The following is a 12,872-nucleotide window of genomic DNA, read 5'->3' on the forward strand; positions in this document are numbered from 1 at the left end:
AAAGGAGCTTGGTGCCATGACAACAAAAGACAAAGTACTTCATTTATTGAAGGAGACACCAGATTTTCTTTCCGGAGAAAAGTTAGCACAGCAACTGGAAGTTTCCCGGACAAGTATTTGGAAAGCCATCAAAGAATTGGAAAAGGCAGGCTATCGTTTTGAGCACGGGCCTACAGGGTATCGTTACCTGCCCTCTGACGTACTAGATGCAAAAGAAATCCAGCAAGAGCTACGGTCTTTTATTCCCGATTTGAAGGTACAAACGATGTTGACTTCTGAATCTACGATGAAAGATGCCAAACTGGCAGCAGTTCACGGAGATTCTGTTTCGAAGTTATTTGTTGCTGATACACAAGAACAAGCTCGTGGGCGTTTTGGACGACCTTTTTTTGCCGAACCTGGACGAGGAATCTACATGAGTCTCTTGCTCCATCCAGACAAACGTTTTGATGAACTGCCTCAATATACGATCATCGCAGCTAGTGCCTGTGTGAAAGCCATTGAATCGGTTGCCGGTCGCTCTGCTTCGATCAAATGGGTCAATGACATCTACATGGATGGAAAAAAAGTCTGTGGGATTTTATCTGAAGCAGTCAGTGATATGGAAAGTGGCAGGATCAGTCATATCATTATCGGGATTGGGCTGAATTTTTCTGTTCCTCAAAATCATTTTCCAGCTGATCTCCAAGAAAAAGCCACCTCTGTCTTTCCTGATGGACAAGCGAGTATCACAAGGAATCAGCTAATCAGCAAAATCTGGCAAGAATTGTTCACCTATCTTTCTCAACCGAAAAAAGCATTGGCCTTTTATAAAGAAAAATCATTCGTATTGGGAAAAAACGTGTCGTTCAATCAGAAAGGAACGACTTATGTCGGTCTTGCAAAAGAAATCGGCGATCATGGCGAACTGATCGTCCAAACAAATGAACAGGAAATGAGCCTATCTTCTGGTGAAATCAGCCTTACCTCTATCGGTTCCTGAGAAGAATAGCGCTCTGAAGAGGACACCGATTTCTATGCAGTGTCCTTTTGCGCTTTCCTCCGTATACCATTTTCCCTCACGCTGCCCCTCTACACTTTTTCCATTAACCAGAAAAAGACGTTTCGCCCACACCGATAAATCATGCTACCCTTCATATGTATATCTAACTGTAAAATAGAGAGGGAGTACGCATATGCCGAATGAAAATCAGATAGAAGAATTTAAAAAACATATCTGTACAATCGAAACATATAAGAACACTTTAAATGTACTACAAAAGACGAAACCTAAGAATAGTAAAGAGATGAGAATTAAAGCAACAAAAATAAAGACTTTGCAAAAAAAAATAGAAAACGCACAAGACACGCGTCAAAATCTTCTGATAAACCTATCTAACGACTCCAATGTCAAAAAACTTTCTGAAATCATAGAAAAATTTAATAAGAACGCATTAGAAGTAAACACAAGTAAGCAGACAGTAAATTCGAGGATTAGCTTCTTAGAAAAACGCTTATCGAAGTTAAATAAAAATCAAAAGAAAATGGAGCATCCAAAACGCTATTTTTGGGTTTCAAAACAAAAACTTAACGAAAAGAACCGAAAAATTTTAACAGAAATCAATATAATTCCCTCGTATCAACAACTCGACCTGTTGTCCTCCACTACGCCTATGCCTACTGTCATAGGCTACATAAAAAAAACGTTAGAAAAAGAAAAAGACAGTCTAGAAGCTAAAGATGTAGTCCAAATGGAATATAAGAAAAATCTTCCTTATTTTAACCACGTTCTGGACCAATATGTAATAGGAAAAACTACCTCTGAAGAAATAGAGGAAAAAATAGACGCTTTCTCTAAGATGTTCTCATCTATTGAGTATGTCGATCAATTGATATATACTAATTTCCCTGCAGCTAAAAAACTGATCGAGAACGCGCTAGAAAGAAGCCAACTAACTAACCAACCGGTAGAAGCTAGAAATGTCCGGCTTCTAAAAGAAAAAACACTTACTTCATCTGCTATACAGACAACAAATGAAAATAAAGAAATGCAAGGCTCAACTAGCAATAATTCTCAAATAGACGCTAATCTAGATAGTAATAATCTATCACAAAAAACTCCTACTTCATCTGCTGTACAGTCAACAAATGAAAATAAAGAAATGCAAGACTCAACTAGCGATAATACTCAAATAAATGCTAATCTAGATAGTAATAATCTATCACGAACAATGTTGCCTCAAAATAAACATATAACAACAACTCCAGAAAAATCATTTGTTCAAATAACAGACACCCTAGATTCTTTTAATATAAATTTGACGTTTATTAAAAATATTTCGGTAGATAACAAATTAGATTCCATACTAAGCAAAGATAACAACGGAAGGACAGATATGATCCATGTCAATAATTTCCATGAACTGACAGAGAACATTACTGCTAGTGATATTGATTCGGAACATTCTTTAGCTAGTAATTCTAATAAAAAAACCATTGAAGAAATACTATCTACTCCTTTATCAGAAATACCAGAAGAAAATAATTTTAACCATTTACTAGCAGACAGAAAGCGAAGCGAAACAAAGATCCTTAATATGAATATACCTGCCAATGAGCTCAAAGAGTTAAATACTCTTTTATCAAAAAGACCAGAAGAAAATAATTTTAACCATTTATCAGCAGACAGAAAGCGAAGTGAAACAAAGATCCTTAATGTAAATATACCTGCCAATGAGCTCAAAGAGTTAAATACCACTGTATCCAATGACACCAACAGACAGGAAGTAAATCCAAAGAAAGGATGCCCAACCACTCACGAACTCTAGCACAGGATTTTTATCCGCCTGCTCTCTCTTCATTGGCGTACCGTAAAGCAAAAAGCGATAGATGCTCCTTGAACTGGATACATCTATCGCTTTTCTATCAATGGTGATAAAGCTATTATGTTTTCTTTTACTATTCAGTTTTTATGATACCCACAAAGGACTATTTGCTAGTCCTTTGTGAACGTACCTATGAAAATCATAGGTTATGTGCTTTGATTCTTATCTATTTTTCATCGTCTTTTGATCAAAAGATCATTGAGGAACGATGTCAATAGAGCCGATAGAACCTGCGCGATAGTTTTCGATGACTATCAGTGGCAGGCATTGCTGATACCATCTTCTCCCCTAGGATTGAGATAGTTCACCTTTTCTTCTTGAAGCGTGCGACTGATATTGAGCACGTGATTTTCCGCTTGCAAGTCTTCATTGATGAACATATTTATCATACTCGTCAACACTAGCGTTGATAGTAATAGACTACCAATGATTTTTTTTTCAATCAAATTACTCCCCTTTTATTATCTATGTAGCAACCAACTTACAACTAAAAAATCAACGCATCTCATCCCCCTATCTGACATTCTCGTGTTTCCATCTCCTATGATAAAGGACTATTTTGTTTTTTAATCTTTTTGTATGCGATTGCAACACTTTTAATAACATATTTGTTATTTTTTCCTGTTTGCTACATAGATAGAATAATAAATAGAGTGATCAAGAAAGTTCTTTTGCTTTTGGAAAGAACTTCAGCTGGTTCTCAGGTGCTTCACACACCACTTGCATTTTGAATTTTTTCTCTGCGACAGAACGGATCAAAAATTTGTCTGCGCTCGTCAATTTTATCCCGCTTTCTTTTTCGATGTCTTCAAATGTAAATGCCTGTTTCTCTCCTTTTAGCCGAAGGATCAGGGGCGGGACATCTGTACGTGTTAAATTAGTGATGAGTTTTTTCAAATGCATCCTCCTCGATTTGATTTTTGCGGACAGCTGTTTTTCTCTTAGGTAAACAGTAAGAATTGGCTGATTGCTCTGCCAATTTCACTTATGTTTTTACTATAACATGTTTTTTTTCATGCCTTGGGACCATAATTTCTAAAAATAAAAAAGAATGATACGAAGAAAAAAAGCCTTTGACAACAAGGATAAAAGTGGATTGAAAAAAATCGGTACGAATCTTTTTTCATAAATAATCCCCTTGGTTTATTTTTTATGGGAAATATCAGAAAACCGTACCAGATATTTTCCACCTTAGAAAAAGACGGTACAAAAACAAAAAAAAAGCATGATAAAGTGAATATAAAGATATAAACAAAAAGAAAAGAGGAAGAAATATGCCCAAAGAAAGCAGAAGACAGTCAGAGCAACAACAGTATTTTCAACAAAGTACAAAAGAGAAAGCAGTCCAACAACTACTTGAAGCAGTTCCAAAAAAGAAACAACAGCTTGTAAAAGATTTAGTAACTACTTTAAACGTAAGAAAAGAAGTAAAGAATAAACTTTATAAAACAACAGCTAACACACTAGAAAGTACAGTAGAAAAATACAATACCCAACTAAACGAATATGCTACTAAGATAACAAAAATAAGTAAAGAATTAGGCCCAGACCTTACAAAAGAGGTACAAAATATTGTAAATATGAAGATTGAACCTGAAAAACAGAATACACAAGTAAAAACACAAAAAAGGGCTGTTCGAAAGCCAGAAAATGTAAGAGACACGTTGGAAAATATTGATGCAGGAAGATATCAAGTAACTGAATTTAAAGATTTGATAAAACAAGCAGAAGAGAAATTAAACAAAAAAGGTTTTTTTTCTAAATTATTCAATAAAAACGGCATTAATAAATTAAAAACAGATATTTATGAATTTAAAGAAGGAGTAAATCGAGTATATTTGGCGCACCCATCGCTAAAAGAGGAATTTGGTGATCATAAACAGAAAAAAGAACCAACTTTCAGTGAAATAAAAACAGCAAGAAGAGTAACACGACTAGAAACCCAAATTAATAGTGCTAAGACGAAAAGTCAAGTACAACCTACTAAACCATTAAGCAAAGGTAACCAACAACAGCATCTATAAAGAAATCTTTCAAAAATGAGAATATTTATCTTTGATGTAAAGCAAAGATAAAGGAGTTTCCAAAACAATTAATTGTTTTGGAAGCTCCTTTTTTATGTTTTTTCTCGGATTTATCCTATCCTTTGAAACAAGGGATTTGTATCATTGATGTTTACGAAGCAACCTCAAATCGATAGCGGATGTCCAATCCAATGTTGACTTCTTGCTGATAGTTCCCGAAGTATTGTCCTTCGATCATAAACTGGGTTTGTTCATTCGGTGCTAGCTCAGCCACTGCCTGATTTGGTGTACTTTCATAAAGATCAACAAGGATATTGCTCGTCTTGTAATTCATACGAAGTTTTGCTGCTGCCCTCTCTGCAGATGGATCTGCATCAGCTGTGCGTAACAGCTCCAAGTTATTCGTATTGTTCGTGATGTTGATTTCTTCCACGCTGACTTTCAGATTTCTCGTTCCTGCATTTTCAATATAGTAAAGCGGAGAAGAAACGACTCCTTTATTCACATCAGATGTACCGAAAAGTAGTTTCTTAGGAATCTTGACATCGATCCATTCCGTCGAGTTCTCCACGATAAATGGCACCGTATAGTTATACTTCGCTGTGCCACCTGTCGCTAATGTTTCTTCTACTTCGATAATCCCGTTACTTGTTCCAGCCTTGCTTGTGTCAGGATATTGGATGAACTTTGTCACATTAATCGTATCGAATCCGTCAGTCGACAGATAGGATTCGATATTTTGACTTAATTCCTCTTCCGTCAATCCACTTTCAATGGTTTGCGTTTCTACCTTCAATTGGTTGATATGGAGTAGATTTAATCCAGACTGAGTTAGTTCATAATAGGCTGTGTCAAACCCTACTGTTTCTGTAACTAATTGATTATCTCTTGAAACCCATGTATTAGCTCCATTATAGTTAGTGAGATTATCTAATTTTTTCACTGAATGCGAAAGAACATCTCCATAACTTAAACTATTATTGATTCCATTCAACTGAGAATTCCATCTATCCATCAACTCTTCCGGTGTTTGATCCACCGTAACATAAGAAACAGTATGAGATGAAACAGTTAAATCTGGAGTAGTGAATAGCTGTATCGTCGGTCTTGCTGTTAACTGAACCCAATCACTAAATCCACTTCCTTTAGTAGCTACCAATTTAGGAACACCGTTGTTATCAAGTAAAGAAACAGCGCTGAGCGTTTCATTCATAGATTGTGTTTTAGAAACGATCGAATGCCCCCATGTCACTTCGTATGGAATTTCTAATTCTAAAGATGCAGTGGATCTAATAGAAGTTACTTTGACTTTTGCATTGCGAGTACCTACTGAGGCAGTATCAAAATTGGCGAGTAACTCTACTTCGTACTGATCTGAAGGAATCTCTAAACCATTTAGTGTGACATCTTCTAGCAAATCATGAAGGTCTAACTTACCCGTATCTTCTCCCAGTATAAATTCTTGAGCTACTGGTTTCGCTTCAAGCATAGCCATTGGCTCAAATCCATCTTCTGTCACTTTATAGTAAGCATAGTTCGTACCATAAGTGTAATTTTTCTCTTGTTCATTTTCCATCAATAAGTTTTTATTTTTATAGTTATTTGATTCCTCTTCTTCGATGTGATAGACTTTCACGACATCTCCGACAGCTACAGCTAGTGGAGACCCATTGTTGAATTGATTGATCGAATCTTCTACGATCATTCCCCCTGTTACTTCATGCATGAATTTCCTTGATCCATCAGATAATACTTCGATGGAATAGTAAACCGTGTCTGGGAACAACTGATGGACTTGACTGGTAAGTGAGTAGATCTCACCTTTCGTTGTAACGATCTGCATAGCCCCATTTGCATTTTTGTTTAGACTGTACACACCGACTGTTCCGTAACCATAACCTTTTAATTTAAGCGTACTTCCCCATTTTACTTCATAAGGTATAGTTATCTGTGTCACACCTAACCCGTCCGTAGTACGTACTTCGGCTTCCACTTCACGGGTACCGACCAATGTCGTATTAAGATCTGAGAGTAAAACTACTTCATACTCACTTGCGTCTACGACTGTGCCATTTACTCGTACATTTCTAATCAATTCCTTTAGATTGCGTCCATCGACACTTTCACCTAAGTTAAATGTCTGAGGAACTGCTTCGGCTTCCAACTGTTTGATCGGAACTAATCCATTGTCAGTCACTCGATAATAAGAGAAAAGTGTGCCGAAGGAGTAGTTCTCCGCAACTTCATTTACCATCAGTCTGCTTCGAGACCGAGATTCTGCATGGTAGACTTTGATGATATTCCCCGAAGAGACCTCTAATGGCTGGCCTTGATTGAACCCATTGATTGCATCCCTGATAACTGCATTACCCGTGACTTCATATTGATAGGTACTTGTTTCTCCGTCTAATACTTCGATTGAATAATACACGATATTTGCGTAATAGGGGTGAACGTTTAAATATTGACGAGTACTGTTATCACCAAATGTCGAATGAAGTTGTAGCTTTCCGTTCCTATCTTTTATCAAACTGTAGGATCCGACTGTATTTTCACCAAGTCCTCTCAAGGAAATCGTACTTCCCCATTTGACCTCATACGGCACAGTTGTTCTCAGGATGCCTAATCCGTCCGTCGTGCGTATTTCGACTTCTACTTCACGCGTATCGATCAATGTCGTATTGACTTCGGAACGTAACGAGATTTCATATTCACTTGCATCCACTGCTACACCATTTACCTGCACATCCGTAACGAAGTCTTTTAGGTCACGTCCGTCCGTGTTTTCACCTAAGTTAAATGTCTGAGGAACTGCTTCAGCTTCCAAGTGTTTGATCGGAACTAAGCCATTGTCCGTTACTCGGTAGTAAGAAAAAGGTGTACCGAAGGAGTAGTTTTCCGCGACTTCATTTACCATCAGTCTGCTTCGGCTGTTAGATTCTGCGTGATAAACTTTGACGACATTTCCCGAAGATACTTCCAATGGATTGCCTTGATTGAATCCATTGACTGCATTTCTGATAATCGCATTACCTGTGACTTCATATTGATAGGTGCTTGTTTCTCCATCAAATACTTCGATCGAATAGTAGACACTGCCTCCATAATAGGAATGGACTTGCGAACCTTGATTCGTTCTATTGTCACCAAATGTCGAATGAAGACGCAGTGTGCCATCGGTGCTTCTCGTTAAACTATAGGCGCCAACTGTACGATCACTAAGCCCTCTTAAGGAAATCGTACTTCCCCACTTGATGGTAATCGGTACCTCGATGATTGAAACAGCTCCTTCTGAATCTTCTAGTTGAATACTAGCTGTCATCTCTCCAACGAGATTTATATCTGGTCGATTTTGATAAGTTGCTTTCAGAGCTGACGGATCGTCTCTGTCATCTGATATATTTTCTAGTAGATCCATCGGCGAATCCGGCAATGCTTCTCCTAAATATAATTCTTGCGGAATTGGGTCAGCTGTTGGAGGGGTGTTCTCTGCCTCAACTGTGAATGAAATCTCATAGTCATAGGAAACTACTTTCCCTGTAGATAAGGTTTCTTTTACACGGATCGTCCCACTTGCCGTACCGACTACAGAAGTGTCTGGGTACTGGATGAATTTATCCAAGCTGACACCTTCTACACTTGATACATCTAGAAACTCAGCTAATCGGCTATCTAACTCACTTTTCGTCGTTCCTTGTAGGATCGTATGACTTGATGGAGTAAGTTTACTGATATTCAGTGCTCGATAACCGCCTGCTGTGATTTCATAGTAGACTTCACCGCCATTATAGACAAATTGCTCGTTTTCTGTCACTGCATTCCCCGCTGGTACTGCTACCCATGAACGCACGACATCACCATAGTTAACTGATTGTGTAGTCCAGCGGCTTAAAACATCATCCTCTTGTTCTTCGCCTTGCGCAGTTACTGTTTGACCGGCAGAGTCATTCGTTAGATCCACACTGTTTTTTTGACTCAAGTCGTACCAAGAAAAGTTATAGTAATCTCTTCCAGCATAATTTGGAGCTATACTTTCAGACGTACCAGTAGATCTCCATCCTTTACTTGCAGTGATCAACGGATGATTTCCACGATGATGTAAAGTAAAAGCAGCAGCTGTCCTACTAACGAGTGGGAATCGTCCAAAGACGATACTGTCTCCCCATATGATTTCTATAGCGACAGGTATCTCTTGAGAGAGAGCTGTTTCATTTACAGTGACCCGTAACGATTGTACTCTTCTAGCACTCACGGTATCTGTAGCGATAGGCGCAGAAGTCATTTCCACTTCATATCGATCTTCATCAAGCTTTTCTCCATCCACCACGACATCTACAAACTGACGAAGATCCACTGTGTTCATGTCTGTTCCTAGCAATACTTTATTATCAGTCTTAGCCGTTACTTCAAGTTTAGAACTAACAACAAATGGCACTGTGTAGTTGTAAGTAGCCGTCTTTCCAGAATCGAGTATCTCTTCGACTTGGATGACCCCGTTTTTCCTTCCATTAGTAGCCGTGTCTGGGTAGGTAACAAAACCTTTTACTTTCACTCTACCAGAAGTCCCCACATTTATATAATTAGCAACATTTTGATCTAGTTCTTCTCTGGTCATCCCGTTAAAAATCTCATGTTCGGAGACCGATAACTTATGGAGTTCAAGTTGACGATACTGACCATGCGAAAGAATCTCAAAATATTCTGTTTGCGCGCTCCCAGTATAATCTGGCATCTGACCTTGCTTTGATAACCAGATCTTCCCCTCTGCATGGTAGGCAACGGCAAGATCCCCAGGAGTAGGAGTGTAACTGCTATTATTCCACCTGTCCAGAGCTTGTAGTTTAAAACTGCTTCCCATTACTCGGTGGGTTATTTTAGTGGTTCCACCGGAAAGATTATTTAACAAAATAGTAGAGTTGACCCCAAATATACCAAGGCTGTAGTAAGCGTTAGAACTGTTCATGCCCTCACCTATTATATCTAGGACATCATTTCCTTCAGCTGCAAATGCCTCTATCCTACTAGACATCATTCGATAGGCTCCTCCAACTGGTGCCCATCTGTAGTTGTTTCCAAAGACGATCGTATCCCTATCCGTATAACTCACCTCTATAGGAATATCCTGACTTATTACCGTACCATTGGATATCCGAACAGTTATTGGTAGTTGATGTGTACCAATCGTTGTAAGTTTCCTATCTGGCGCAGATATACTATAGTCATCCTGACCGATAGGAACACCATCTAGCAATACATTTATAAACTGCTTATAATTTATCCCATTTGTGTTACCTGGGTACGTTGAACTTACAGCAGTGTGTTGGCCTAAAGGAAATGATCCGGGATCATTGACCTGGAGTGTATATGGATTACTACTGACCGTAAAGTTCCCGATCGACAGATAAGAGATCGGTACATCTTCTATAGGCGTAGCAGGCACCTCACCACCTGAAGCTACGGCAGTAGAGCCTAATACAAGATTATGAATCCCAGCTGTTAATTGGTAGTTAGTACGGTTGCTGACTCTTGTTCTAGTGATCGTCCCTGACATCGTCATCGTGAAATTATTATTGTTTATCGTGTGATTCGAAGTAATACTAAGATCACCAGAAGGCCCCCCAACTTCGACGACTTCCGTGCGTCCGATCTGATAATTATTTGCATAAGAATTTCGGCCATAGTGCATCCTGTTGACAAAAGCAACACCGATATTACCATTACCAACGATAAATGAGATCCAGTCACTGCCGTTCCCATATACGAGAGAATGGGTCGGGAACGTAAAGCTGTAGGAAATACTGTCTCCTACATTAGGTCCCAATTCTGACAAGTTACTGACTCCCGTATTAAATCCAGATTGGACTGCTGCTCGATAAGAACTTTCCCCGTTTCTTCTCAGGTCTTCACGATATTGGGGAAGATTGGGAAGGGGAATCTGCGGACTTGGCACAGCTAGTTCCGGTACGGGAATAGCTGAGTCTGTCTGTGGTTCGACGGACGTTGGTTCCGTTGATTGTTCTTCTGCTACAGGTTCTTCTGTAGGCTCTGCTACAGCTTCCTCCGCCACTTGTGGTTCGGCTGTTGGTGTTTCTTCACTTGCGACCTCGCTACTTTCAGACGTCAAGGTTGAAACTGCATAGACGAGGGTAGTTGGACTGATGCTAGAAATCATCAACGTAAAAACTGCTAGTATTTTGAATAGTTTCATTTTTCTCTCCTCTCTCTTTTGTATTTGTTCGCCTGTCTAAACATATGTGTCTCCAGACAAGGCTTTTTTACTCCATAAAGAAAGAGAACCGAGGAGAAGCAGCACACCTGCTGCCGTTACCCATCTACTTGTTTCTACAGCATTCGTTTGAGGCAAATTGCCCTTAGTGTCGCTAGAACCGGATGTTCCTGACGTATCTCCACCGGTACTTTTTCCAGAATCAGTTGCGGAATCTGCAGTTGAGCCTGTATCAGGCCCAGCACTTGATCCTGTTCCAGGATCTGTGCTTGGATCTGTTCCAGGTTCCGTTGGTTTTTCTGAATAGATCAGACCGCTGACTTCGATCGTGCTTTCTTTTTCTGCTGCATCTGCCAAACTGTTCATTGATAAGCAGAAAAATCCCAGAAGGAAAACCAGTGGAATGATCCCTGTTTTTTTCATTTTTTTATACCCCTATAGCTTCAAATTGTAAGACAAGTTCGTATTGAGGATTAATTGCTTCCCCAAATTGGAAATTTGCTCCGACACTACCAGAGAAAGTAAACTCTGAGACATCGTCCTTGTTCGGCAATGTCACTAACTCACGTGGAAATTGCGGCGCAGTTGTTGGATTGACTAAAGGGATGGATGTACTACTACTTACACTATCCATGTTCAACACTAATTCCGGCACTTTGTCTGCATCTTGCCCTTTTACGAAGTTTCCAACAGAGACTTTCACGCCTTTTACCGAGTTGTTTCTGATTTGGTAGATTGGCGCTACGATCTTTCCTTCTGTTGCATCTGTTTGTCCGAATAACACTTTTGTCGGAATCGATACATCGATCCAATCCACTGGATCAGTTGGTTCTGGTCCTGGTCCCGGATCTGTCGGGTCCCATTCTTTGAAGGTACCTTCTGCTGGGATCGTGGCATTGTCTTGTTTTTGGACAGAATCATACACCGTATTTGGATCAGGTTCTCCTCCGACCCATGTATAAGCGCTTACTGTTTGCCCAATCGCCGCCGTGCTTAATAAAGCAAGTGCCGGCACCATCACTTTTGCAGATAATTTCATTTCTTTTCCTCCTAAAAATATATGTTTGCTATCAGTTAACTTTCAACTGTTAACTTCCCTACGACAGAAGACGTTCCGACTACGTTTGATTCATCATCTAAAAACTGGACGGTACTAACTGTCTTGTATGTGCCTTCTTCAACTTTTCGCAGTAGTTTTCCTTCCGTCACATATTGTTCTGGCTGGATTACACCCGAGATATAAATCTCTTCGTCTTCCCCTTCTATATAAGTTGTGACTTTGATCGCATATTCATTGCTGGGCGGGTTTTGGATATTCACTGATCCCGGATCGTCAGAGGTATCAAAACGCATCGTTGTATCTAACTTCAATCGTACGTAATCACCGTCTGCTTGGTCCTGTAGAAAATTGCGCAGTTCTTCTTCTGACATGTCTTTGATAAATGACTGGTCTCCACTGTTTAAGTTCATGATCACTTCGGGTTCTCTCCAAAAATGATCATAGATAAAAAAGCCAATAAGCATAGTTGTCACGATCGCTAGAGCAGCGATAAGCTTTTTTTTATGTCGCTTTATCAGAATGCCTCCCTCCTTTGTCGTTTTTTTATCGATAGAGCTATTATGGTTTTATCTACAAAAACAAACGAATGGTATCTGATTTTTCTATTTGTTTTTCTCGTTAAAACCGCCTACCTGTTACTACTTTATCAGATGCCGAACGGTCTCTTAGAACAGTTTTTTCCTTTTACAGAAATATGT

General features: G+C 39.2%; 9 protein-coding genes. 3 read left to right on the forward strand and 6 right to left on the reverse strand.

Annotation, left to right across the window (positions count from 1 at the left end; all coding sequences use genetic code 11):
• Positions 1-16: 16 nt before the first annotated feature.
• Together FTX43_RS04165 and FTX43_RS04170 are read left to right on the forward strand one after the other, a co-directional pair.
• The gene (locus FTX43_RS04165; RefSeq protein WP_002344796.1) at positions 17-982 is read left to right on the forward strand and encodes a biotin--[acetyl-CoA-carboxylase] ligase; all 966 of its coding nucleotides are present in this window, start codon (positions 17-19) and stop codon (positions 980-982) included.
• 193 nt (positions 983-1,175) lie between these two features.
• Positions 1,176-2,807, forward strand: a complete 1,632-nt coding sequence (locus tag FTX43_RS04170; protein WP_002314276.1) for a hypothetical protein — start codon at positions 1,176-1,178, stop codon at positions 2,805-2,807.
• A gap of 311 nt (positions 2,808-3,118) precedes the next feature.
• On the opposite strand, the gene FTX43_RS04175 is transcribed toward FTX43_RS04170, so the two are convergent.
• On the reverse strand, positions 3,119-3,310 hold the full coding sequence (locus tag FTX43_RS04175; RefSeq protein WP_172966968.1) for a hypothetical protein: 192 nt from the start codon (positions 3,308-3,310) through the stop codon (positions 3,119-3,121).
• A gap of 211 nt (positions 3,311-3,521) precedes the next feature.
• Positions 3,522-3,767 (reverse strand): hypothetical protein, encoded by a 246-nt coding sequence (locus FTX43_RS04180; RefSeq protein ID WP_002314275.1) that lies wholly within the window; start codon positions 3,765-3,767, stop codon positions 3,522-3,524.
• A gap of 371 nt (positions 3,768-4,138) precedes the next feature.
• Here FTX43_RS04180 and FTX43_RS04185 point away from each other — a divergent pair, with 371 nt between their 5' ends.
• On the forward strand, positions 4,139-4,888 hold the full coding sequence (locus FTX43_RS04185; RefSeq protein ID WP_147606776.1) for a hypothetical protein: 750 nt from the start codon (positions 4,139-4,141) through the stop codon (positions 4,886-4,888).
• Between the two features lie 151 nt (positions 4,889-5,039).
• Here the strand turns inward: FTX43_RS04185 and FTX43_RS04190 are convergent, their stop codons facing one another.
• Genes FTX43_RS04190 through FTX43_RS04205 form a run of 4 tightly spaced genes read right to left on the reverse strand, consistent with a single transcriptional unit; the run spans position 5,040 to position 12,584 of the window.
• Complete coding sequence (locus FTX43_RS04190) at positions 5,040-11,096, reverse strand: putative mucin/carbohydrate-binding domain-containing protein (protein WP_147606778.1); 6,057 nt, start codon at positions 11,094-11,096, stop codon at positions 5,040-5,042.
• Positions 11,097-11,132: 36 nt separating this feature from the next.
• The gene (locus FTX43_RS04195; RefSeq protein ID WP_147606780.1) at positions 11,133-11,537 is read right to left on the reverse strand and encodes an LPXTG cell wall anchor domain-containing protein; all 405 of its coding nucleotides are present in this window, start codon (positions 11,535-11,537) and stop codon (positions 11,133-11,135) included.
• Between the two features lie 4 nt (positions 11,538-11,541).
• Positions 11,542-12,153 carry a hypothetical protein gene (locus tag FTX43_RS04200; RefSeq protein ID WP_002314272.1) on the reverse strand — a complete coding sequence of 204 codons (612 nt, stop codon included), beginning with the start codon at positions 12,151-12,153 and terminating at the stop codon, positions 11,542-11,544.
• A gap of 35 nt (positions 12,154-12,188) precedes the next feature.
• Positions 12,189-12,584 (reverse strand): hypothetical protein, encoded by a 396-nt coding sequence (locus FTX43_RS04205; protein ID WP_226072326.1) that lies wholly within the window; start codon positions 12,582-12,584, stop codon positions 12,189-12,191.
• Positions 12,585-12,872: the final 288 nt, after the last annotated feature.

Source organism: Enterococcus sp. DA9 (genome assembly GCF_008000875.1).
In the GTDB taxonomy this organism is placed as follows: Bacteria; Bacillota; Bacilli; order Lactobacillales; family Enterococcaceae; genus Enterococcus_B; species Enterococcus_B lactis.